Below are 25,120 nucleotides of genomic sequence, written 5' to 3'. Positions count from 1 at the left end.
AGTATTGAAATTGTTCATGGGTTCAAGGTCCATGAGGTTTCAAATTGCCAACAGTATTTGTTGGCGAATTGGTTCGCAATTTAATAGATCAATCTTTATTTCTTACAAAAATGAGCTTATGTCTTCCCTTAATGCTTTCTCTTTGCTCGATTTCAAATGCAGGAATGGAACTGATCAAGGGGGTCAGTTTTTGAAATCCATAATTCCTTGAATCGAAATTTGGTTGTTTCTTTTGAATAAGATTTCCAACATTCCTGATTCTCTTAGCCTTGTGGCCAATTTGGTGAAGTCACTGTCACTGGAAACCAGGCAGAAGCCATTGACTTTCTCTGAATACAATATGTCCATGGCATCGATAATCATAGCCGAATCCGTAGCGTTTTTTCCACTGGTATAGCTGTATTGTTGGAAAGGGGTAATGGCATTTTCCAAGAGTACGTTTTTCCATTTACCCAACTGGGTCTTTGTCCAATCCCCATAAATACGTTTGATGGTAGGATTTCCATATTTGGCTATTTCTTCCATCATTTCTTTTACAGGATGTGAGGAGACATTATCTGCATCTATCAATACAGCAATTTTAAGGTCTTTTTCCATTCAAAAATTTATTGATTTATCCAAGTTAAGGATAAAAAGCGGGATTCATAGAAAAGAAAATCAAACCAGAGCTTGATTCTAAAAAATTCTACAGTCCCAAATCACAATAAGAACTATTAAGAAATTTCATGTCATTTATTTTTTATGATTATCCGCAATCATTCCACTAACTGAGTTTTCATAGAATTTACCTTCATTTAGAATCAATATCCATGAATATCCAATATCGATAAATATCAGTATAATTAAAAAACCGCATTTCCTATGATTACTGGTATCATTGCGGATATACATCCTAAAATCCGCAGGATTTTAGTTTGGAGATTTGAATCTGCTTGTTTGTGTTCATTTTTGGTCTAGTTCGGGAATTTCTTCCCTTTGATTGAAGAGTGTTCATAGTTTTGAGACAATGGATTTTAGGTTTGAGGATAAAATGGACGGTTTTTTTCCTCAATTTTAATGGAAAAGGCATACCTCTTCCCTGTAAATCTTTATTTTTTGAGCTCCTGAGGGGTTTTTATCTGAATTTAGTTCAAAATCGGCTTGTAATCCTTACTCGTGAACAGTTTGAGCACTTCTCTTCTTCCCGTTCTTATCCACTTGGCTGAAACAGTGATAAATCTGAAGATAAACTTCTTGAGCCTGTCGGTAGGCTTAAGCCAATCAACTTTTCTGGAATACTCTCCAATGATATAGGTGTAAAAATTGGCATACATAGCCGTCATAAGCATAAAGGAGGTATTCTCTGCAAGGAACGAACAGGGCAACTTAGACCAGCCAAAGTCATTGTTGAGTACATCAAACAAGCGTTCGCTTGCACCCCGGGCGTTATAAAACCTTACAACAGCTTCATTGGACGATGTATGTTCATTGGTCAGAATAGCCCTGTAAGTAAATGCATCTCCACTAAACACATCTGCCTGCCCGTCTTTACGCCTGATTCTGGTAATGACCAGCCTGTAAGACCTGTCTTTACCGAAAGGTTTGTAGTCGGATAGGTCAGTAACTTCCATTTCCTGTACACCCAAACGTATTTTCTGCCACTTCTCAGGGGCTATACTTCCAAGGATATTATCCAGTTTGGCACATCTGTTTGCCCGTATATAAAAGCTTTCGGTATGTGCTTCCAGTGTGCGGAGAACTTCTTCCTGATAGGATGCTGAATCGGCTCTGAACCTTCCGATACGGATATTTTCATTGGTAAGCTGCCCAAACATGCGTGTAAGTGTATCAGCCTGCAAATATTTGGCCTGACTGTTGCCATTTCTGCCCTCTACGTACACAGGAATGGCCTGTGAAAATTCAGGATGTGCTATGGAAGCTACACCTGGCTGATATCCATAGACGTGTTTATATGTCTTTTTTGAATCGTACTTTTCAGTTGGAATGACGGTGTTGTCATAATCGAGGTCGTAAGCAACACCTGACTTGAGTAATCCGGTCTTACAAGCTGATTTTAACAACAAGCTGTTGAGTTTTCCATTGATATTAAATTCATGGCTTACTCCACTGGACGGATTTATAAAGAGTTCTGTATCAACAGCAAGCTCTTTGATACCTCTCAGAATTGTATCGGCACTGCATACTGAAAATGAAGGGACCTGTTCAAGTGCGTCTCTCAAGTGAACATTGATATCTTCAGTACAGTCGCCACCATTAAAGAAAATAGCCATATGATTGGCGAAAATGTCACTGTATGAAAACCCTCCCCTTAAGGCTCTAACCCCCAATTGATTATCAATGAGTTCTGGGAGACCAGAATTTTTGAAAGAGTTAAAAACAAAATTAAAACCTCCGAAAGGTGTGATTTTTTCTGTCGAATTCGTAATTTTCATACCGCTTATCTAGTTTGAGTGGTATCATCTAAATAAGTGAAAAAAAACGAGCCGGAAAAGCCTGAATTGAATAAATTCAGCCACTTTTTCGGCTTTTTTTAAATCCGCCCTGCGGATTTAAGGTACATATTTTTTCTATAGTGGCATACCCAAGTAGCTTGAAAACTTAATTTTCTGCTTACGAAAGCTAATTTTTTTGTAAGTTGCAATATGACCTTATATGTTTTATGAAAAAGAAAAAACTTTTGATTGCTACAGGTGGGGGAGACTGTCCCGGCTTGAATGCTGTAATAAGGGGAATTTACAAGAGAGCTAAGAAAACAAAGGAATGGGAGGTTTATGGCAGTATGGAGGCCTTTAATGGGGTTTGGTTTGAACCATTCAGGATAATCAAGTTAAATAGGAGTAAAGTAGCAGGTATCCACGTAAGAGGAGGTACCATTTTAAAGACCACCAACAAAGCGGATCCTTTACATTATCCTGTCAAGGATGATAAAGGCAACATTGTTTTCGAGGATCGTACCAAGGAGCTGGCAGAGATGATCAAGCGACATGGATTTGATGCAGTCATAAGTATAGGAGGTGATGGATCCCAGAAAATTTCCAAGGCATTGTTTGATCATGGCGTACCTATTGTTGGTGTTCCAAAAACCATAGATAATGATCTGGAAGCCACGGATATGACTTTTGGTTTTCAGACTGCAGTTCAGATAGCTACGGATAGTTTTGACAAATTGGTCACCACCGCTGAAAGCCATCACCGGGTAATGATCATGGAGGTTATGGGAAGAGATGCCGGATGGATCGCCATACACACGGCGATCGCCGGAGGAGCAGAAATCTGTCTGATTCCCGAAATACCCTATCAAATTGAAAAACTTGTAGAAAGGATAGAAAGCCGCTATGAAAAGGGGAGGGGGTTTGTAAATATTGTTATTGCAGAAGGCGCCAGGCCCTTAGGGGGGGCGGTTACCGCTTCCAAAGGAGAAGAAGGATCTCGTCACATTAAATTGGGAGGTGTGGCCTTTGAACTTTCCCATCAACTCAAAGCGGCAGGAGTAAAAGCCGAAATCAGGGAAACTATTTTAGGTCATGTTCAAAGGGGAGGTATTCCAACCGCATTTGACAGGGTGTTGGCTTCTTTGTTGGGAGTGAAATCCTTTGAAATGGTTTTACAGGGGGAGTTTGGAAAAATGGCTTCCTTTAAAAACAATGAATTCGTTGCTGTTCCATTAGAGGAGGCTACTAAAGGGAATAAAACTATCAATCCAGAAAGCTTCATAGTGAAAGGTGCTAAGGGATTGGGGATTTCTTTTGGGGACTAAGCTAAAATAGTATAAAAGATGCACTGATATTTCTATTTGACAGAGACTTGAATAAACTCAAAAATGAGCTAAAGGCTTATCAAAATGAAGCTAATATTTGGATGGTTTCCGGAGGAATTACCAATTCAGCCGGGAATCTGGCCCTACATCTTATTGGAAATTTAAATCATTATATTGGGGCAGAAATGGGCAATTCAGGTTATCAGCGGGATAGGGATTCAGAGTTTACCATTAAAAATGTTCCAAGGGATGAAATTTTAAAAATGATTGAAGATACCCGGCATATAATTACCAAAGCACTCTTAGAATTTCCTGAGGATTGGTTTTCCAGAAGGTATCCTCTGGAAGAATTTGGTTATCCCATGACCTATGAGTATTTCATGGTGCATCTAGTCAGCCATATCAATTATCATTTGGGGCAGATCAATTATCACCGGAGACTTTTAAGTACTTGATTTTAAGAGGTAATATCAGATTGGCAAAAAGAGCTCCAAACTAATAAGGCTATCCCAATTTTATTTATTTGTTGATTTTAGACGTTTTCCAAGTGTTTTAGCCTGGTATTTGCTAAAGGAAAACATCAAATATGGATTTTATGAAGTTTAAAAAAGCAGTAAGTATCGCTGTCATTTTGACAACCTCTATTTTGTTAGTTGCGCTGGCGGCCATTTTTGTAGTTTATAAAAACCAAAAAAGTATTACCCAGAATGTCATAACCTCCCTGAACCGGAATTTTGTGGGTGAACTGGAAGTAAAAGACTCCCATATTGCTCCATTTGCCAATTTCCCTTATATCTCCATCGATTTGGAAAGTGTAGTCTTTTATGGGGACAAATTATCAAAAAACGACACCATCTATTATGCACAAGATGTTTATGTTGGTTTTCGTATTTGGGATATCCTTAGAGGAAATAATATTGTCAGGGCTATAAAAGTGGCAAAAGCTGATCTTAATTTGGTCAAATTCAAAGATGGTAAGATTAACCTTTTGACAGCTAAAGGGATGGAGCAGGATGATGAAGGTGAAGAAAATCTTACATTGGATATAGCTTCTATCATTTTTTCAGATGTCGAAATAAAGTATGAAGATTTAGAAAATCTCAATACTTATTATTTCCATGTGGGGCGTGCCGAATCTGCGTTTAAAATGGAAAAAGAACATATTTATGCCAAATTCTTGAGCAAGTTGATTTTCGATTTTGAAGTAGAAGGAAAGCCTACATTTTTTTCAAATAAACATTTGGATTTGGATATTTCATTGGATTATGATCAAAACAAGTCCTTCCTTACTTTGGAAAGATCCAAAGTAGCTTTAGAAGGTGTACTTTTAAATTTAACTGGATCCATTGAATTGGATGAGAGTCTAAACATGGACCTCAAGATCGATGGAGAAAAACCTGATTTCAATCTGATCGCCGCATTTTTACCAGAAGAAACCGGTAATTTTCTAAGGAGGTACAAAAATGAAGGGGATGTTTATTTTCAGGGTAGAATCAAAGGGGAGATAGGAGAAGGAAAGGTGCCTTCCATAGGTTTGGAGTTCGGTTGTGACAATGCCTATTTTTTAAATCCCGCCAGAGAAAAGAAAGTGGAAGATTTGAGGTTTTCAGCGTTTTATACCAATGGTGAGGAGAGAAACCTTAGAACTTCTGAGTTTCAGTTATTGAATTTCAATGCCAGGCCAGAGCAAGGTACTTTCCAGGGTAAGCTCATCATCAGGGATTTTATCAATCCCTATATTGATATTAATTTAAATGCAGATTTGGATTTGGGCTTTTTGGGTGATTTTTTTGAAATAGAGGGTTTGCAGGGAATCAGTGGTCAGGTAATTGTCAATATGGATTTCAATGAACTTGTAGATCTGAATGTTTATGGGGTCAGTGGGATTGATAAGAGTATAAAAAGTGAGCTAATTGTCAATAACCTCAATTTCAGATTGCCCGACTTTCCTCATCCTGTCCAAAATGCCAATATTTATGCTTCCCTGGTAGAGGGAGATCTTTTTCTGGAAAGGGCCAACTTTGGTATTGCGGGATCAGATTTCTCGTTTGAAGGAAAAGTGCTCAATTTTCCCTCGATTTTTCATGGAGAAGATAAGAAGGTGAAAGCTGATTTGAGGGCAGCATCTGAAATCATTGATTTTGAGGAGATTTTTAAAAATGACTCCACCGCTTGGAAAGAAGTGATTTCTGATTTTGAAATCAAACTGGCCTTTGAATCTACAGGCAAGGAGCTGAAGCACTATAAGTACTTACCTAAAGGTGAGTTTTTTATTGAAGATTTTCATGCCAAACTGAAAAATTACCCACACGCTTTTCACGATTTTCATGCAGATGTGATCATTGGAGACAATGACCTCGCTGTAATTGATTTCACAGGGGAGATTGACAAAACAGATTTTCATTTTTCAGGAAAGTTGCAGAATTACTCCAAGTGGTTTCAGGAAACCCCTCAGGGAAAAAGCATTTTTGATTTTGATTTGGTATCCAATCACCTGGCCATTCATGATCTTTTGACTTATGCTGGGAATAATTATTTACCTCCTGATTACCAGAATGAAGAGATCGATAAGTTAAAGCTTAAAGGTAACCTGGAATTGGTCTATGATAGTGGATTCCGATCAGCTGATCTTTGGTTGAACCACCTGGAAGGAAAAATGAAATTGCATCCCTTAAGGCTTGAAAAATTTAAAGGAAGGTTACATTATGAAAATGATTATCTGACTTTGGAAAACTTTCAGGGACTTTTGGGGATTTCGGATTTTAATATTCAATTGGGTTATTATTTGGGAGCAGGGGATAAAACAGCCGCTCCGCGGAATTACTTTTCTTTGGTATCCAATAGAATGGACTTGGATGCTTTGATGGGATTTGAGGGCTTGGATAAGCCCAGCAACCACAAGGATTCCTTTAATGTTTTTCAGGTGCCTTTCAGCGATATGGATTTTTCTGCTAAAATTGGCAAGCTCAATTACCATACCTTCTGGCTGGATGATGTAACCTTCAAGGCAAGGACGAATCCTGATCATTACATCTACCTGGACACCTTAAGTTTGAGGGCAGCTTCGGGTACGCTGGGAATCAAGGGATATTTCAATGGATCCAATCCTGATGAAATTTATTTCCATAGCACCATGGTGGCAGATAAGTTAGATCTGGACAAGTTAATGTTCAAATTTGAAAACTTTGGACAGGATTATCTGATCAATGAAAACTTGCATGGATTGGTTTCCGGCACCATTGTAAGTAAGTTTTTGGTTTACCCTGACCTAACCCCGATCATTGATAAATCAGAAGCTTCTATGGACCTTACCGTTTACCAAGGGAGATTGGTCCGTTTTGCACCGCTTCAGGCCATGGGAGATTATTTTAAGGATAGAAACCTGAACAATGTACGTTTTGATACCCTTTCCAATAAGTTTGAATTAAAAGAAGGAGTATTGAACATTCCAAGGATGAATATCAATTCCAGCCTTGGTTTTATTGAATTGTCCGGTAAGCAGAGTCTGGATATGAATATGGATTATTTTATCAGAATTCCATTAGGACTCGTAACCCAAGTTGGTTTCAGGTCTTTGTTTGGAGGGAAAAATCAGGATGAGATTGACCCGGACAGAGAAGATGCCATCGTTTACAGGGATACTGATAAAAAAGTTCGATTTGTCAATTTAAACATGAAAGGAACTCCGGACAATTATCAGATTGGTTTGGGAAGGGACAAAAGGAACTAAAAAAACCGCCTGAAATTTTTCAGGCGTTTTTTTTATTGTCATTATCAGATTATCCAAGCCAATTGGTCCAAGGAATTCTGCTAAGGATCAAAACAAGTCCGATGGCATAAAGCATGTAAATGGACCTGAATTTTGCCCTACTTTCTGTAAATTTCTTCGCTCTTGTATATCCTATCGTTATGACAACGATGGCCAAAATATTGATCAAAGGATGTTCCAAAGCGGTGAGCCTGGCAGCACTGTCAGACATTGCGCCTCCTCCTTTCAAAAGGGAAAATCCAATAGGGCTTACGAAATAAAGGATAAGCCCCACCAAGAGCTGAACATGCGAAAGAATAAAAGCGATCATGGCGAATTTTCTGTCTTTTTCGGTAAATTCCTTATTGCTTAGGGCACCGATAAGGGCATAAATAAATACGATCGCCAATGCGGCTAAGGCCAGATAGGCTAATCCAGAGTGAAGATGTTTCAGTCCAATATACATTGCTTGTTTTTTGTTTATAGTAAGGGATATGTATTTTCAGTTTCCAAATTTCAACTGTAGAAATTAGAATAAGTTGCAATCATCCTATCAATTCTTTCAAAATTATTCCACATAGAGGACAAGACCTTTCAGGTATTCCGTTTCAGTATGGTAAATATTGATCGGATGGTCGGCCGGTTGGGAAAGATAATGAAGTATTCTGACATTTCGTCCTGTTTCCAATGCTGCCGCTGTAATGGTATGGGCAAAAAGCTGTTTGTCCACTACTTGTGAGCAGGAAAACGTAAATAAGATTCCACCGGATTTTATTTTCTTTAAAGCCTCTGCATTCAATCTTTTATAACCCTGAACGGCATTGTGCCTGGCTTTGATGTTTTTAGCAAAAGCAGGAGGATCCAATACAATGATATCAAAGTCATTTTCAATTTCCCGGATATATTTTACCACATCTGCCACGATGGATTTATGCTTGCCTATAAATCCTGGATTTAATGCCACATTTTTATCCGTTAGTTCGATGGCCTTAGCGGAGATATCCACTGAATGCACTTCACTTGCGCCTGCTTTTAAAGCAGCTACAGAAAATCCACCTGAATAACAAAATGTATTGAGTACCTTTTTACCCTTGCTGTAAAGCCCCAACAGGTTTCTGTTTTCCCTTTGGTCCACAAAAAATCCTGTTTTTTGACCTTTTTCCCAGTCTATTTCAAATTGACACCCATATTCAAGAACCCTGTTGGTCTTGGGGGTTCCGTAAACCAACCTGTTTTCAACTCCTAAGGTTTTTGGGAGTGTTTCAGCACTTTTATCATACACCGCCTGCAAGCTGTTTCCAAATATCACCTGAAGGGCTTTGGCAATATCTTTTACATGCCGGAACATCCCAATATGATGGGTCTGTACCACTGCCGTGCCATTATAAAAGTCAATGATCAATCCCGGTAAACCGTCTCCTTCTCCATGGACAAGTCTATATACATTGGTCATTTGGTTTTCCGTCAAACCGATACTTTCCCTGACCAGGTAAGCAGCTCTAAGTTTTTTGATCCAAAATTCAGTATTGATGGCTTCTTTTTCAAAGGTTATCAAACGGACCATGATGGATCCATGCTGAAAATGGCCAATACCAAGAAAATTATCCTTATGGTCCACCACTTCTACCAATTGCCCGTTTTGAAGACTTTCGTCTTTATTGGCAATAGCCCCAGAAAAAACCCAATGGTGCTTTCTTAGAATGGAAACTTCTTTTCCTTCATGAAGCTTTATTTTTGGATAGGTTGACATGCTTGTTTGAATTTACAGGAAAGATGATAGAACCAAGAATCATGGCTATGGCACTGACGCCCAGTGCAGGTAAATGTGGATAAAAAGGCAGATCAGAAACCAACAGGCCGAGATAGGCAATCATACCGAAAACAATGGACATGATGGCACCCATTTCAGAAGCTTTTTTCCAATAAAGGCCCGCTGTTAAGGGAACAAATAAGGATACCAACATCAAAATGGAAGCCCCGGCGACCAGTTCATAAATGTTGGTTTTCCATTGTGCCATGATGGTTGCAATGATTGCAATCACTATGATATTGATCCTCAAGATCCAAAGAAAATGTTTGTCGCTCAGGCGATTGCCAAAATAAGGCCGTATCAAGTTCTCTGAAACAATCGCCGAAGGTGCCAGTAAGCCCGAACTGGTAGTACTCATGATGGCTGAAATCAACGCACCAAAGAATAAAATCTGAACATGTACGCCACTATGGAGTAAAACCATCTGGGGTAACAACAATTGTTTGTTTTCGAGGTAAATTTCAGGATATAAGTGTTTTGCCCCCAATGTAATAAATAATGGTAGCAGACCAATGGTTACATAAAAGGTTCCTGCCAAATAAGTTGATTGCACGGCAACTTTTTCGGATTTGGAAGCCATGACACGCTGGTAAATATCCTGACTGGGAATACTTCCCAAACCCAGTATTATCCAAGCTCCCAGATAGTTCATCCAAGAAATGGTATCGGCTTTTGGGAAAAACTGAAAACTTCCCTCCGGCGCTGATTCAAGAATAGGGACAACCCCACCGGCCTTTTCTGCAACGAGTACTGCTACCCAAACCAATCCAACCACGATCATTGTGGTTTGGATGAAATCGGTTATGGAAATAGCCCACATTCCTCCCAAAAAAGTATAGAAAACTACAATTGCTGCGGAAAGGATTATTCCCTGTGTAATACTGATGTCTGCTACTGAGGTGAAAATGAGAGATAAAGCCACCAATTGGGCCGCTACATAACCAAAATATACCGGAACCATGAATATGGAAGCAAAGAATTCTACCCTTTTACCAAAAATCTTTTTATAAACGTCCCCGATGGTCAATACATTCATGCGGTACATGGGCTTGAGGTAAAAAACACCAAAAAGGATCAAACATAAAGCCCCCCCAAAAGGGTCTTCAATCACTCCCTGTAATCCATGGTCCAAATATTCCGAAGAAGCACCAAAAATAGTTTCTGATCCAAACCAGGTAGCAAATAGGGCAGAGGCAGACAAAAAAAGCGGTAGTTGCCTGCCCGCCAAAACAAAGTCATTTGAATTTTTGACCAATTTGGACGACCAGGCACCTATTCCTACGGTAATCAGGATATAGATTATGATTGCTGTGAGGAGCAAACTATTTTGTGTTTAGGTTAGAGGTGAGACATAAGACACAAGACATAAGACACAAGAAATAAGAAGCTAGAGACAAGAAGCGAGAGCTTAGAAGCAAGAAATAAGAATCAAATTTATTTAGTACCATGTACCATGTACCATGTACTAAGTACCAAGAACTTGGTACATGGTACTTAGTACTTGGTACATCAATCTTGAGTCTTAATTCTTAAGTCTTGAGTCTAATTATACATCTTCTCCCTCAATGCCTTGATTTCATCGGATTCCAGATAATCGTCGTAGCTCATCCTTCTGTCAATAGTTCCTTTAGGAGTAAACTCAATGATCCTGTTGGCAGTGGATTGAACAAAAGCATGGTCATAAGAAGATAAGAGCACAGTGCCATTGAAATCAATGATAGCGTTGTTAAATGCGGTAATAGATTCCAGGTCCAAGTGGTTGGTAGGTTCGTCCATCACCAGTAGGTTTGGATTTTGGAGCATCATCCTGGATATCATACACCTCACTTTTTCACCACCGGAAAGAACAGAGGCTTTTTTCAGTGTCTCCTCACCTGTAAATAGCATTCTGCCCAAAAACGTGCGAACATAGGCTTCCTCTTGGTTGCTGCTATACTGTCTCAACCAATCAATCAGGTTCAGTTCTGTCTGGAAATATTTAGAATTATCATTTGGCAAGTAGGCTTTATTGATGGTTACTCCCCATTTGAAACTTCCTTTTTGGACAGGAATATCTTCCATAATGGTCTGGAAGAATTTGGTGACAGCCTGTTTGGTTTTAGAGATGAAGGCAATTTTGTCGCCCTTATCCACCATCAGGTTGACATCGGTAAAATAGATGGCGTTTTCATCTTTCAGTTCCAATCCTTCAGTCATGAAAATCTGATCACCGGCTTCTCTTTCAGGTTTGAAAATGATACCGGGGTATTTTCTGGTGGAAGGCTGTATATCGTCCACATTGAGTTTTTCCAACATTTTCTTTCTGGCCGTAGCCTGCTTGGATTTAGCCACGTTGGCAGAAAACCTTGCGATGAATTCCTGCAATTCTTTTCTTTTCTCCTCAATCTTTTTGTTCTGATCGGATTTCTGTTTGGCTGCCAATTGTGAGGATTCATACCAGAAAGTATAGTTTCCAGAGTAAATCCTGATTTTGCCAAAGTCTATGTCTACGATATGGGTGGATACCGCATCCAAAAAGTGACGGTCGTGGGATACCACAATCACAAGGTTTTTGAAGTTTACCAGGAAATCTTCCAACCAGCTGATGGTTTCAGTGTCCAGGTCGTTGGTAGGTTCGTCCAGGATAAGAATATCCGGATTACCAAAAAGGGCTTGGGCAAGGAGCACCCTTACTTTTTGGTTACCGGCAAGTTCCTTCATCTGCAGGTAATGTAAATCTTCAGAAATGCCTAGGCCTGATAGGAGGGCTGCTGCATCAGATTCCGCATTCCATCCATCCATTTCAGCAAACTCAGCCTCTAATTCGGAAGCACGGATACCATCTTCCTCAGAAAAATCAGCTTTCATGTAGATAGCATCTTTTTCTTCCATAATGGCATAGAGCTTTTTGTGCCCCATAATGACCGTTTTAAGCACCTCAAATTCATCAAATTCGAAGTGGTTCTGTTTCAACACGGCCATTCTTTGACCTGGAGTGATATTGACACTTCCGGTGGTACTGTCCTGTTCTCCGGAAAGGATTTTCAAAAAGGTGGATTTTCCGGCTCCGTTGGCACCGATCACACCGTAACAGTTGCCCGGAGTGAATTTTAAATTTACATCTTCAAATAAGGTCCTTTTTCCGAACTTAAGGGAGAGGTTATCAACTGAAATCATGGATTGCTGTAATTTTTGAAGGTGCAAAGATAGTCAATTTGATTACAATCAGTACCCCCAGTCCTCAAGAGTCTTATCGGAAATCGGTAGATTTTTTATTGAGCTTCATTTCCCTGATCCAAATGTTCCTGTAGAGTACATCATGACCTTCAGCCTGAAGCTTGATCCCTCCCGGAAGGTCTGTTATTCCTTTACCTCCATCATTTCCGCCATCAAGTCCTGAATTAGGTCCCCCCCATACCTGTTGGATTTCTTTATCCTCATGGATCTTTTGACCATTAAAATATACAGTGACCCTTGCTTTTTCAGTCAGCTGTCCATTTTTAAACCTTGCGGCTCTGAACATGATATCATAGGCATTCCATTTTCCTGTTCCATTGTAGGCCTGTACAGTAGGAAGGTGTTCGTTGATAATGGCGGCCATACCATGCAAACCGTAATCTCCATCCAAAATCTGTATCTCATACCTGTTTTGAAGGTAAACTCCGGAATTTCCCCCTTCATTTTGAACCAAAAACTCCACATGAAGTCTAAAGTCTCGAAATTCTTGTTTGGTAACTATATCGGCTGCCCCATATAAACCACCGGCAGCAGCCGGGTCATTACTGTTCATGGCAAAACCTTCATCCACAGGGTCTTTAACAATCTGCCATTTTATAGGTAATTCCGCTTTTAATCTTGGACCTTTCCAATAAGTCCATTTTTCATGGAGCATTTCTTTGCTGCCATCAAACAGCATTTGGGCCTTTGCGGGTTTTTTGGCCCCAACACCCATTTGGGCAGAAACATGTGTATGAATAAGAAAGATCAGTAGAAGAAGGAGTAAATTTTTCATGGCTTTTTTGAGGAGAATTGACCCAAATAAGCGAATAATTTGGAAGGAATACATGCTGATCATAAAATTTTCATTCAAAAATTCTTCAAAGCCATTATTTTTGGATTTCACTAGATCATCAAAATGAAAAATATTCACCTTTTGTCCATCCTTTGCAGTCTGATTTTCTTGTCCTGCAATTCTAAGCAAAAAAATATCAGTGTAGAGGAGCACTTAATGGAGGTCAATGACTGGCACGAAAAACAAATGGTTTCACTTCGTTCAGAAACCGGCTGGTTGAACCTCATAGGGCTTTACTGGCTGAAAGAGGGTTTGAATTCCTTTGGATCGGGACATCAAGTCGACTTGAAATTGGAATCGGATCAATTCCCAGAAGAAATAGGGCAATTTGAACTGATTGAGGGGAAAGTTTTTTTTACGCCTTCCCAAAAAGGAATAACATCCAATTCAGGAGAAATAATGGATAGGGTTTTGATTTTTGATAGTGAAAATGGAATTGCGGAAGCGCTCAGTTTTCGAAGTTTACACTGGGCAATTATAAAAAGGTCAGACGCTTATGGCCTAAGATTAAGAGACTTTGAGGCTGAAGCAGTCAAAAAGTTTGAAGGGGTGGAGCGTTTCCCTGTCAATTTGGAATGGAGAATCATTGCAGATTTTGTGCCTTATTCTCCTCCCAAGGACATCATGATCACCAATGTTATTGGTCAGACTACTCCAAATCCTTCTCCGGGCTATCTTCAGTTTGAGGTTGGTGGCAAAACTTATAAAATAGATGCATTGGGCAGTGAGGAGGATGAGGAGTTGTTCTTGATTTTCGCAGATGCCACCAGTGGAGGAGAAACTTATGGTGGAGGCCGCTACATGTATGTGAAAAAAGCAGATGCTTCAGGAAAAATCATCCTGGATTTCAACAAAGCTTATAATCCTCCATGTGTTTATACGCCCCATGCCACCTGTCCGCTTCCGCCAAGGCAGAATATTTTGGACTTAGCCATCACAGCAGGCCATAAAAATTTTGGAGACCATTAAGCAGCTTCTTTTAAGACTTCCTCTTCCTCATCCGGAACTTTCACACCTGCTACTTTTTCCAGAAAGTTTATTGTTTCTAGTAAGACGGAATTCCAATCTTTGGAAGTGATGCTGGAAGCAATGACATGATCCCCTGTTTCGGGAAAGGCTATTTTTCTTTTCATGTTGTCTTTTGTGCCTAATTGATCATACATTTCAAGCATTTTTGGAACAGAGACTACAAAGTCCTGCTCCTGATTGTTTTTATAGTAATAGCCTAGAAATACCGGAACTTTGATTTTTTTAAATGTTCCAAAATTCATCTTGCTCCGAAGCAAGACTGCCAAGCTCTCAAATCCGTTGACATGGTATTCTTCTGACCAGTACTTGGCCTTTTCCCCTTCTCTTGGGGTGATTCTGACTCCATCTTTGAAAACAAAATTTTCAGCAAGATACTTTGACCAAGGTCTGAAAAACTGCTCTAGGGCATCACCTCCTTCACGAATGGCCGGGGAGTAAAGGATAAGTGCTTTCATATCTGGCCTTTCAGAAGCCAAAATCAAGGATAATGCCCCTCCCATAGAAGTGCCCATGACTATTACAGAGTCTCCCAGGCTTTTACCGATCATATATGCTTCCCTGGCCTCATCTACCAGCTTTTGAGCCGTCAGGTACCGCATAGCATCCGCCCTTTTTATTCCGTGTTCTGGAAGTCTTACCAAATACAAGTTGGCATTGAAATGCCGTGCCACTTCCCTGTGGACTGGAAACCCCTCCATTTCACTGGCCCCAAACCCATGGATATATACGATAGAATAAGGGGTTTTGCTCTTATGTAGGCTGTCAGCCCAGATTATTTTGGCTTGGTTGCCTGGTTTCAATCCTACCACTGTATCTTCTTTGCTCTTTATATAGGCTTCCAAATCAATCATTCGGGACGGAACCTCAGGATAAGGTCCATCTAATGTTTGGATTTTAGCTTTTGGGCCAAGCATGTATACGATCACCAGGATAATGGCAGTGGCCAATAAAATTTTGAGTACAGTTTTCATTCATTGAGTTCCTTAAATCCGCAGGGCGGATTTAAAAAAAGCCGAAAAAGTGGCTGAATTTATTCAATTCAGGCTTTTCCGGCTCGTTTTTTTTTCACTTATTTAGGTGTTACCACACATCCTTGATAAGCGGTATGAAAATTACGAATTCGACAGAAAAAATCACACCTTTCGGAGGTTTTAATTTTGTTTTTAACTCTTTCAAAAATTCTGGTCTCCCAGAACTCATTGATAATCAATTGGGGGTTAGAGCCTTAAGGGGAGGGTTTTCATACAGTGACATTTTCGCCAATCATATGGCTATTTTCTTTAATGGTGGCGACTGTACTGAAGATATCAATGTTCACTTGAGAGACGCACTTGAACAGGTCCCTTCATTTTCAGTATGCAGTGCCGATACAATTCTGAGAGGTATCAAAGAGCTTGCTGTTGATACAGAACTCTTTATAAATCCGTCCAGTGGAGTAAGCCATGAATTTAATATCAATGGAAAACTCAACAGCTTGTTGTTAAAATCAGCTTGTAAGACCGGATTACTCAAGTCAGGTGTTGCTTACGACCTCGATTATGACAACACCGTCATTCCAACTGAAAAGTACGATTCAAAAAAGACATATAAACACGTCTATGGATATCAGCCAGGTGTAGCTTCCATAGCACATCCTGAATTTTCACAGGCCATTCCTGTGTACGTAGAGGGCAGAAATGGCAACAGTCAGGCCAAATATTTGCAGGCTGATACACTTACACGCATGTTTGGGCAGCTTACCAATGAAAATATCCGTATCGGAAGGTTCAGAGCCGATTCAGCATCCTATCAGGAAGAAGTTCTCCGCACACTGGAAGCACATACCGAAAGCTTTTATATACGGGCAAACAGATGTGCCAAACTGGATAATATCCTTGGAAGTATAGCCCCTGAGAAGTGGCAGAAAATACGTTTGGGTGTACAGGAAATGGAAGTTACTGACCTATCCGACTACAAACCTTTCGGTAAAGACAGGTCTTACAGGCTGGTCATTACCAGAATCAGGCGTAAAGACGGGCAGGCAGATGTGTTTAGTGGAGATGCATTTACTTACAGGGCTATTCTGACCAATGAACATACATCGTCCAATGAAGCTGTTGTAAGGTTTTATAACGCCCGGGGTGCAAGCGAACGCTTGTTTGATGTACTCAACAATGACTTTGGCTGGTCTAAGTTGCCCTGTTCGTTCCTTGCAGAGAATACCTCCTTTATGCTTATGACGGCTATGTATGCCAATTTTTACACCTATATCATTGGAGAGTATTCCAGAAAAGTTGATTGGCTTAAGCCTACCGACAGGCTCAAGAAGTTTATCTTCAGATTTATCACTGTTTCAGCCAAGTGGATAAGAACGGGAAGAAGAGAAGTGCTCAAACTGTTCACGAGTAAGGATTACAAGCCGATTTTGAACTAAATTCAGATAAAAACCCCTCAGGAGCTCAAAAAATAAAGATTTACAGGGAAGAGGTATGCCTTTTCCATTAAAATTGAGGAAAAAAACCGTCCATTTTATCCTCAAACCTAAAATCCATTGTCTCAAAACTATGAACACTCTTCAATCAAAGGGAAGAAATTCCCGAACTAGACCAAAAATGAACACAAACAAGCAGATTCAAATCTCCAAACTAAAATCCTGCGGATTTTAGGGAGTTCTTGAGCATGTAAAAATAGCAGTTATGTTACAATAATCTTTCCGTTTAGAACAGCATTATTGATGGATACGTGGTTCTGGATTATTTTTTATTTTTGGCAAAATCATTCATGGAAATATGAAAAAATTAAGTCTAAGGAAAATTTCAGTCATCCTGACATGCGCTGGTTTTACGTTGGCCTGCTCAGAAAAAGACAAGGAAGTTTATCAAATTCAGATTTCGGATTTTGAGCCCCATGTCATTGCCCTTTCTTCAGATGAATTTATGGGGAGAATGCCCTTTACAGAAGGAGAAACTTTGACACTAAACTATCTGGAAGAGGAATTCAAAAAATTAGGACTGCAACCGGGAAATGGTGAAAGCTATTTTCAGGACGTGCCCATGATGTCCATAACTACCAGACCGGCTTCTCAAATGAATATAAGAGCAAAGGGGGCTGAGGTAAATTTGAAAGGCTTTGATGATTATGTGATCTGGACTCAGCGAACAGATCCACAGGTTAGCTTTGAGGATGCCGAAATCATATTTGCAGGTTATGGAATCGTCGCTCCGGAATACGGCTGGAATGATTATGAAAACTTGGATGTCGAAGGTAAAATCGTAATGGTCATGGTCAATGATCCTGGCTTTGGAAGTACTGACCAAGGACTCTTTAGAGGAAATACCATGACTTATTATGGTAGATGGACTTATAAGTTTGAAGAAGCCGCGAGGCAGGGAGCTCTTGGCACTTTGATCATCCATGATACCGAGCCTGCGGGTTATGGATTCCATGTGGTTCAAAATGGCTGGAATTCCAGTAAATTATATTTGGATTCCAGAGGGGTTGACAAATACAGGCCTGTTTTTGAAGGTTGGGTTACACTGCCCACCGCCAAGCAGCTTTTTGGACTTGCTGGTTTGAATGCCGAAGAAATGATGAATTCCGCAAAATCCAAAGGGTTTAAGCCAGTTCCTTTAGGCCTGAAAGCGAGTAGCCAAATGGAAGTCGATGTGAAGTATGCCATGTCCAAAAATGCCATCGCCATGGTGGAGGGGACGAAGAAACCCAATGAATATCTTATCTATTCCGCCCATTGGGACCATTTGGGAATAGGAAAGCCTGATGCCGATGGGGATAGTATATATAACGGGGCATTGGATAATGCCAGTGGTATTGCAGCCCTGATGGCTTTGGGTAAAGCATTTATGGAAAACAGACCTGAAAGATCGGTAGTGTTATTGGCAGTAACGGCGGAGGAACAAGGTCTTTGGGGGTCTGCCTATTATGCAGAAAACCCAGTTTTTCCCAAAGAAAAAACCATTGCCAACATCAATATTGATGGTGTGAACCATATCGGGAAAATGAAGGATGTCTCCGTGATTGGTGTTGGTCAATCTGATTTAGAAGATTTGTTAGAGGATGAACTTCAAAAAGTAGGGAGATACAGTGCCCCTGAACCCACCCCTTCTGCAGGATATTATTATAGATCTGATCATTTTAATTTTGCCAAAATAGGAATTCCTGCTTTGTATTTCGGTACAGGTATTGACCACGTTGAAAAAGGCAAAGAGTACGGAATGCAAAGACAAAAGGAATTTACCCTTAACCAATACCATAAGCCATCCGATGAATATGTGCCCGGAGAATGGGATTTGGAAGCTGCAATCGATGAAATCCAGTTATATTATTCCATCGGTAGAAGGTTGGTCAACCAAGATGTTTGGCCCAAATGGAAAGATGGTTCTGAATTCAAAGCCATAAGGGAAGCTTATATGAAGAAATAATTTTATAAAAAGCTGTCCTCCAAAAGGGCAGCTTTTTTTTTATATATAAGTTTCCATTTTTTGATGAAAAACTTTGTAAATGTACAGATTTTCAATGTTGTTTTCAAACAAGTCATTTTGTGTTCATATTCATGGAGGAACAATTTGAGAGTTTTACAAACTTTTTATACAATAATCTAAACTTTTTGTAAAGCCTTACCGTTGAGAGTGTGTTTATCGGTCACAAATGGAAAGTATCTTACAAAAAACCAGGGTAGATGTCAATGAGGATATATTCCTCAAAGACCCTTTTAGTTCCGATTTGGGTAAGGAAATCATCACCAATAGCATTGAAATGATGATAGAATTGGGGTTTGAGAATTTCACTTTCAAAAAGCTTTCTACTAAAATCGGTTGTACAGAATCTGCTGTCTACAGGTATTTTGAGAATAAGCATAAATTACTGTTGTATCTTACTTCCTGGTATTGGGGCTACCTTCAACAGAATTTTATTTTTGGAACGGCTAACATGGACGATGCCAGGAAGAAGCTTGAAATAGCGATCAGAATCCTTGTTCAAGGTCCGATTTTTACCCAAAATGATTTCATTGATCCTTTGGCCCTTAGAAGATTATTAACGGATGAAGCCACCAAGGCCATTATGACAAAGGATGTAGATGAGGAATACCAAAAGGGCTTTTTCAACCATTACCATAAACTCGGAGAAAGAATTGCCAATATAATTCTCGAAATCAATCCTAGATTTCAATATCCCAAAACCTTGGTTTCAACAGTCATGGAGTCCAGCCTGATGCAGTCATTTTATTCAAGGCATTTACCAGGTTTGACAGAATACCAACCGGGAGATGAAAAAAGAATTGATTTTTTCAACCAATTAGTTTTCAAAACCATAGAAGATGAAAATTGACGTCGCACTCACACCTTTACGAAGGTTTTTCAAACTCCTTGAAGAAGAAAAGAAGGAGGTATATGCCATATACTTCTACTCTTTTCTAAACGGTGGGGTATCCCTGATTTACCCGCTTGGTATTCAGGCTATTGTAAACTTTGTCCTTGGTGGCAGGGTCAGTACTGCATGGTTGATCATGGTCTTGGTGGTGGCTATCGGTATTACTTTCGGAGGATTTCTTCAAATTTCCCAATTGTACCTTACAGAGAAACTGGAACAAAGGGTTTTTACAAAATCTGCTTTTAGTTTTGCCTATAGGCTGCCAAGGTTAAAGCTGGATGAGCTTCAAGGAAAATATACCCCTGAATTGGTCAACAGGTTTTTTGATGCAGTCAACCTTCAGAAGGGGATGTCAAAAATTTTGATTGACTTTTCATTTGCCACAGTGCAGATTTTCTTTGGGATGATCCTATTGGCATTGTACAATGTTTTCTTCTTGATATTCAGTGTGATCCTTTTAGCATTAGTAGTCTTGATTTTTTACTACACCAGCCCGAAGGGTATGGAGACCAATTTGAAGGTTTCAACACAAAAGTATAAAACAGCGTATTGGCTTGAGGAAATCGGCAGGACCATGGCGACTTTCAAACTGGCAGGTAATTCCAAATTGCCTTTCTATACCATTGATAAATTGCTTGAATCCTATGTGGATTACAGGAATAAGCATTTTGCTGTTCTTGTTCTTCAATACAAGGTGATGATCGTATTCAAAGCTTTGATTGTTACTGTCCTTCTTATAGTAGGAAGTGTGCTTCTTATCAACGATCAGATCAGCATTGGACAGTTTATTGCTGCTGAGGTGGTGATTATTTTGATGGTGAGCTCTGTGGAAAAGGTAATCCTGTCTTTGGACTCAGTATATGATACCTTGACTGCAACTGAAAAGATGGGACAGATCATGGATCTTCCTATGGAAAGGCAGGAAGGGACAGAAAAATCCCTTACTACCAATAAACAGAGCTTGGAGTTTGAGATAAGAGACCTTTCTTTCAAGTCAAAAGATACCAGTTTTGAAATTTTAAAGGATGTTTCTTTCCATCTCAAACCTGGAGAGAAAGTAATTTTGACTGGCAAAAGCGGAAGTGGAAAGAGTACTCTCATGTACCTGATGGCCGGCTTGTACTCCGATTATAGGGGAAGGATAATTGTCAACGGCCTGCCAATAGATACTATGAATCTGGACAGGCTAAGAAGCTATATTGGGGATAGCCTTTCCCATCAGTCCATTTTCCATGGTTCAATCTATGATAATATTACATTAAAAAAGGATGTAGGGGACAAGCATGTCAGGGATATCATCGAGCTGGTAGGATTGAAGGAATATATTTATCAGCTGACAGAAGACTGGGATACCGTCCTGATGCCAGAAGGCAAAAATTTGAGCAAATCCGTGATAAGCAAAATTATTCTAGCGAGATGTTTGGTCAATTTCCCAAAGGCTTTGTTGCTGGAAGATGTAATCTCTTCTTTTGGTGATGAGGAGAAGGAAAGGTATATCAATTACTTGTTAAACGGAAACTGGACTTTGTTAATGGTTTCTGAAGATCCCGAGACCATTAAAAAATTCCCAAGAGTCATTGAATTAGATGAAGGCAGGGTTGTTTTTGATGGTAGCAGTGAAGTCTATTTGAAAAGTAAAAAGAATTAATCCCAATCCCTATGATAGATATTTCAAAAAATAAAATCGGGGGCAAAGCTTCCTTTGAGGATTACAAAAGTTTGGGGATGAGCTATCCCAAAAATGAAAGCAGGAAGCGTATTCAGATACTTATCTGGTTTTTGGTCGGTGCATTCTTGTTTTTGTTCTTGCCTTGGACCCAGAATATCAGGTCAAAAGGTTTTGTAACTGCCCTTAGGCCAGAGCAGCGGCCTCAAACGGTACATTCCATCATTGCTGGTAGAATTGAGAAATGGTATGTGGGAGAAGGTGATTATGTACAGAAGGGTGATACTGTTTTGCTTGTATCTGAAATCAAGGATGATTATTTCGATCCACAGCTTTTGGAAAGGACGAAACTTCAGGTTGACGCCAAAATGATGGCAGCCAAGTCCTATTCTGAAAAAGTAAAATCACTGGAAATACAAATTGGGGCCTTAAGGGAAAATAACAAACTCAGAAGGGAACAGGCTGAAAACCGTCTCCAAATGGCGATGCTCGAGGTAACTTCTGACAGTATCAAGTTTGAACAGGCCAAAGTCAATTTTAAAATAGGAGAGGAGCAGCTCGGCCGAGCAGAGAAGCTTTATAAAGAAGGGTTACGTTCCTTGACGGACTTTGAGCAAAGGCAACTGAGATTCCAGGAGGTGCAGGCCAATTTGATTGCTGCAGAAAATAAACTCCTACAAAGCATCAATGCCCGTATTGCTGCCCAAATTGAACTGAATGCCATCGATAATGATTTCAGGGATAGAATGGCAAAAGCCACTGCGGACATGTACGAATCCATGTCTGCTCAGTTTGATGCCGAAGCTACAGCTACGAAGCTCGAAAATCAGTACGCCAATTATGAAGTTAGAACAGGTTATAGGTATATTCTTGCTCCGCAGGACGGTTACATCACACGGGCTATCCAGGTCGGTATAGGTGAGACCATTAAGGAAGGAGCAGAAATCATCAGTATTCTTCCAGGAAATGCACAACTTGCTGTTGAGATGTTTGTAGAACCTGTTGATTTCCCATTGATCAGACTAGGAAATAAGGTAAGGTTTATTTTTGATGGTTGGCCTGCAATTGTGTTCTCGGGTTGGCCGCAAATCACCAATGGTACCTTTGGAGGCGTGGTACATGCCATAGATAATTTTGCTGGTCCTGATGGGAAATACAGGATTTTGGTGGTGGAAGATCCAGAGGACAAACCTTGGCCGGACAAGTTAAGAATTGGTTCCGGAGCGGACGGTATAGCGCTTCTCAATGATGTGCCTCTTTGGTATGAATTATGGCGACAACTTAACGGATTCCCACCTGATTACTATACTTCCAGGGAAAAGGCTGAAAACAGTAAGAAAAAATAACCGATGCGCATCTATTCTGTAATTATTGGTTTATTGGTATCCACTTCGGTCTGGGCTCAGGAAAAGCTTACTTATGAAACTTATCTGGATTGGGTAAGGAGCAATCACCCGGTAGCAAAATTGGCCGATGTAAATCTCCGGTTTGGTGAACAGGAATTGCGTGCCGCCCGTGGTGGCTTCGATCCTAAAATCTTTGCTGACTACAGCACCAAAAGGTTCAAAAATACGGAATACTATGACACCAGGCAGGCAGGAATAGGCATTCCTACTTGGGGAGGTGTTGAACTGAAGGGGATAGTGGAGCAGAATACCGGTGTTTATCTCAATCCTGAGCAGACAGTACCTGCGGATGGATTGGTTGCCTTGGGTGCTTCTGTAAATATTGGCCAGGGTCTTTTCATTGACAATAGGAGAGCAGCCCTTAGGCAGGCCCAGATATTTAGGGACGCTACAAGGGCTGAGCGTATACAAATCCTTAATGACCTCTACCTGGATGCTACTGATGCCTATTGGAAATGGTCTGCTGATTATAACAATCTTCAGGTATTTGAAGAAGGACTCCGCTTAGCAGAACAAAGATTTGAAATGATCAAGGAAAGCTTCATTCAAGGTGACTTTCCCGCTATTGATACTGTGGAGGCATACACTCAGGTAATGGACAGGTTGTACAGGCTTCAGAATGCCCAGATCAGTTTCTTCAAGTCTACTCAGTTTCTTAATACTTTCTTGTGGGATCAAGATGAGGAACCTTTGGAGCTGGTAGAAGGCATATTTCCTGAAAATGTACTGGATGAGATGTTGTTTGATTACAGCAAGGAATCTTTAAGGACTTATGTCTTACAGCATCCAGAATTACAGCTCAAGGATTTTGATATTGCAAGCACAGAAGTGGAAAGGAGGTTTAAAGCAGAAATGTTGAAACCGGTTTTGAGGTTTAATTATAACTTCCTTACGGAAACTTTCAATCCTGTTGAGGTCTCCCCATTTTTAGAAAACAACTATAAAATGGGTTTTACTTTCGCAATGCCCTTGTTTTTGAGAAAAGAAAGAGGGAGCCTTGGGGTAACTAAGGCCAAATTGGACTTTAAAAACTATGAAAGGGACCTTAAGCTTGTACAATTAAAGAACAAACTGGAGAGTGAGATTTATAACTATGAAACTGTAGATGAGCAGTTGAAGGTTTTCTTTAGAAATGTCAATGGGCTTCAGAGACTATTGGATGGTGAGGTAATGAGGTTTGATGTTGGAGAAAGTTCTTTGTTCCTTGTCAATGCCCGGGAAGTGAGCCTTTTCAATGCTCAGGTTACGCTAAATGACCTGGCTGCGAAGAGAAAAACCGCCTATGCCAAAATGCTGAATGCAGCTGGTCTTGGTTTTGAGGAATAGGTCATTAAAGGTTTCAAACCAAAAGTAGAAAATCCTGCAAGTTTCGGATGGGTATTTCCAAACCCATCCATTTTCCTATCATTTCAAAAATATCTTCCTTTTTTTTACCTGATTTCCTTAAGAATTGAACAGAGGTATCACCAGCTGATTTGGAAAGTTTTAGCCCATCATCACGCTTCAATAATTTATGGTGAAAAAAGCCTGTCCCTTCAAATTTATTTTGAGGTAAATGTTTTGAAAGGTAAACTTGGGCCAAAGTTGAACCCAGAAGGTCCTCACCCCTTATAATCAGGTCTACGCCAAAATACAAGTCATCAATAAGAGAAGTTAACTGGTAGGCAGGTAAACCATCTTTTCTTCTTACTATAAAGTCTGCCAAAATTCCGGGAAGTCTTTCGGTTTTTACGCCAAGTTCAATATCCTTGAATGAGATGGGTTCTTGGGCATCCACCCTGAATCTCCAGGACATATTCTTTCTGTTGAAAGCCAGCTTTCTATTTCTGCAGTAGCCGGTATATTCTCCTGTAGGATTCATTTCCAGTATTTTTGTTCTACTGCAGTTACAGGCAAACAGATTTCCGGATTTTTTCAATGTTTCCAATGCATCCAAATACAAAGGCAGTCGGTTTTTCTGCGAGTACATATTTTCAAAGTCCTTGGGATTTTTTGGCCCTAGATCATAGGGTAATTCCATAAAATCCAAAGTGTCAAAAATATCCTGTATATATTCTTGCTTTACCCTTTCCCTGTCCATATCATCAATGCGAAGCAGGATTCTTGCTTTATAATGATCTGCGATCTTAAAGGTTAATAGAAACGAATAGATGTTCCCCAAATGAAGGTAACCACTGGGAGTAGGAGCTAATCTGGTAAGGGTATAGAGAGAATCGCTGTTAGGAGAAGTCATAATTTTCGGATGGAAAATAAGCATTTCAATGGAAGATTAATCTGATTTACCTG

Annotated in this window: 18 protein-coding genes and 1 pseudogene; 10 read left to right on the top strand and 9 right to left on the bottom strand. The window is 40.0% G+C overall.

Annotated features, from left to right (window positions below; all coding sequences use genetic code 11):
* Positions 1-88: 88 nt before the first annotated feature.
* Together BC751_RS16225 and BC751_RS16220 are read right to left on the bottom strand one after the other, a co-directional pair.
* A pseudogene (locus BC751_RS16225) lies at positions 89-597 on the bottom strand (NYN domain-containing protein).
* A gap of 527 nt (positions 598-1,124) precedes the next feature.
* Positions 1,125-2,432, bottom strand: coding sequence for an IS1380 family transposase (locus BC751_RS16220; RefSeq protein WP_130273823.1), 1,308 nt, complete (start codon positions 2,430-2,432; stop codon positions 1,125-1,127).
* 227 nt (positions 2,433-2,659) lie between these two features.
* On the opposite strand from BC751_RS16220, the gene BC751_RS16215 reads away from it, so the two are divergent.
* The 3 genes from BC751_RS16215 to BC751_RS16205 all read left to right on the top strand — a co-directional run bounded on the left by BC751_RS16215 (position 2,660) and on the right by BC751_RS16205 (position 7,487).
* The gene (locus BC751_RS16215) at positions 2,660-3,757 is read left to right on the top strand and encodes a 6-phosphofructokinase (RefSeq protein WP_130276568.1); all 1,098 of its coding nucleotides are present in this window, start codon (positions 2,660-2,662) and stop codon (positions 3,755-3,757) included.
* Positions 3,758-3,804: 47 nt separating this feature from the next.
* The gene (locus tag BC751_RS16210) at positions 3,805-4,212 is read left to right on the top strand and encodes a DinB family protein (protein WP_278043590.1); all 408 of its coding nucleotides are present in this window, start codon (positions 3,805-3,807) and stop codon (positions 4,210-4,212) included.
* Between the two features lie 140 nt (positions 4,213-4,352).
* The gene (locus BC751_RS16205; protein ID WP_130276566.1) at positions 4,353-7,487 is read left to right on the top strand and encodes an AsmA family protein; all 3,135 of its coding nucleotides are present in this window, start codon (positions 4,353-4,355) and stop codon (positions 7,485-7,487) included.
* Positions 7,488-7,536: 49 nt separating this feature from the next.
* Here BC751_RS16205 and BC751_RS16200 read toward each other — a convergent pair whose 3' ends face one another.
* The 5 genes from BC751_RS16200 to BC751_RS16180 form a co-directional block, all read right to left on the bottom strand.
* The gene (locus BC751_RS16200; RefSeq protein ID WP_130276565.1) at positions 7,537-7,971 is read right to left on the bottom strand and encodes a hypothetical protein; all 435 of its coding nucleotides are present in this window, start codon (positions 7,969-7,971) and stop codon (positions 7,537-7,539) included.
* A gap of 102 nt (positions 7,972-8,073) precedes the next feature.
* Positions 8,074-9,255 (bottom strand): class I SAM-dependent rRNA methyltransferase, encoded by a 1,182-nt coding sequence (locus tag BC751_RS16195; RefSeq protein ID WP_130276564.1) that lies wholly within the window; start codon positions 9,253-9,255, stop codon positions 8,074-8,076.
* The gene (locus BC751_RS16190; RefSeq protein ID WP_130276563.1) at positions 9,224-10,636 is read right to left on the bottom strand and encodes a high affinity choline transporter 1; all 1,413 of its coding nucleotides are present in this window, start codon (positions 10,634-10,636) and stop codon (positions 9,224-9,226) included. The genes BC751_RS16195 and BC751_RS16190 overlap by 32 nt, the downstream gene beginning before the upstream one ends.
* Before the next feature lie 221 nt (positions 10,637-10,857).
* Positions 10,858-12,471, bottom strand: coding sequence for an ABC-F family ATP-binding cassette domain-containing protein (locus BC751_RS16185; protein ID WP_130276562.1), 1,614 nt, complete (start codon positions 12,469-12,471; stop codon positions 10,858-10,860).
* Between the two features lie 73 nt (positions 12,472-12,544).
* Positions 12,545-13,306 (bottom strand): 3-keto-disaccharide hydrolase, encoded by a 762-nt coding sequence (locus tag BC751_RS16180; protein ID WP_130276561.1) that lies wholly within the window; start codon positions 13,304-13,306, stop codon positions 12,545-12,547.
* Between the two features lie 123 nt (positions 13,307-13,429).
* Here BC751_RS16180 and BC751_RS16175 point away from each other — a divergent pair, with 123 nt between their 5' ends.
* Entirely contained in the window at positions 13,430-14,335 is a 906-nt protein-coding gene (locus tag BC751_RS16175) for a DUF1684 domain-containing protein (protein WP_130276560.1), read from the top strand.
* On the opposite strand, the gene BC751_RS16170 is transcribed toward BC751_RS16175, so the two are convergent.
* Positions 14,332-15,366 carry an alpha/beta hydrolase gene (locus BC751_RS16170; protein ID WP_130276559.1) on the bottom strand — a complete coding sequence of 345 codons (1,035 nt, stop codon included), beginning with the start codon at positions 15,364-15,366 and terminating at the stop codon, positions 14,332-14,334. The genes BC751_RS16175 and BC751_RS16170 overlap by 4 nt on opposite strands.
* A gap of 134 nt (positions 15,367-15,500) precedes the next feature.
* Between BC751_RS16170 and BC751_RS16165 the strand changes: the two genes are divergently transcribed.
* The 6 genes from BC751_RS16165 (at position 15,501) to BC751_RS16140 (ending at position 24,160) form a co-directional block, all read left to right on the top strand.
* On the top strand, positions 15,501-16,808 hold the full coding sequence (locus tag BC751_RS16165; RefSeq protein ID WP_130273823.1) for an IS1380 family transposase: 1,308 nt from the start codon (positions 15,501-15,503) through the stop codon (positions 16,806-16,808).
* Positions 16,809-17,163: 355 nt separating this feature from the next.
* A complete protein-coding gene (locus BC751_RS16160; RefSeq protein WP_130276558.1) occupies positions 17,164-18,813 on the top strand; it encodes a M28 family metallopeptidase in 1,650 nt (549 codons plus the stop codon).
* 226 nt (positions 18,814-19,039) lie between these two features.
* On the top strand, positions 19,040-19,720 hold the full coding sequence (locus BC751_RS16155; protein WP_130276557.1) for a TetR/AcrR family transcriptional regulator: 681 nt from the start codon (positions 19,040-19,042) through the stop codon (positions 19,718-19,720).
* A complete protein-coding gene (locus tag BC751_RS16150; RefSeq protein ID WP_130276556.1) occupies positions 19,710-21,410 on the top strand; it encodes a peptidase domain-containing ABC transporter in 1,701 nt (566 codons plus the stop codon). Before BC751_RS16155 ends, BC751_RS16150 begins: the two co-directional genes overlap by 11 nt.
* 11 nt (positions 21,411-21,421) lie before the next feature.
* Positions 21,422-22,774: an HlyD family secretion protein gene (locus BC751_RS16145; RefSeq protein WP_130276555.1), complete on the top strand. Its 1,353-nt coding sequence runs from the start codon at positions 21,422-21,424 to the stop codon at positions 22,772-22,774.
* Between the two features lie 3 nt (positions 22,775-22,777).
* Positions 22,778-24,160 carry a TolC family protein gene (locus tag BC751_RS16140; RefSeq protein WP_130276554.1) on the top strand — a complete coding sequence of 461 codons (1,383 nt, stop codon included), beginning with the start codon at positions 22,778-22,780 and terminating at the stop codon, positions 24,158-24,160.
* A gap of 13 nt (positions 24,161-24,173) precedes the next feature.
* Here BC751_RS16140 and BC751_RS16135 read toward each other — a convergent pair whose 3' ends face one another.
* Positions 24,174-25,091 (bottom strand): glutamate--tRNA ligase family protein, encoded by a 918-nt coding sequence (locus BC751_RS16135; protein WP_242617503.1) that lies wholly within the window; start codon positions 25,089-25,091, stop codon positions 24,174-24,176.
* Positions 25,092-25,120 lie beyond the last annotated feature (29 nt).

This window comes from Cecembia calidifontis, from assembly GCF_004216715.1.
In the GTDB taxonomy this organism is placed as follows: domain Bacteria; phylum Bacteroidota; class Bacteroidia; order Cytophagales; family Cyclobacteriaceae; genus Cecembia_A; species Cecembia_A calidifontis.
The sequence above is the reverse complement of the archived record's forward strand: the minus strand, read 5'-3'. Positions and strand labels throughout refer to the sequence as shown.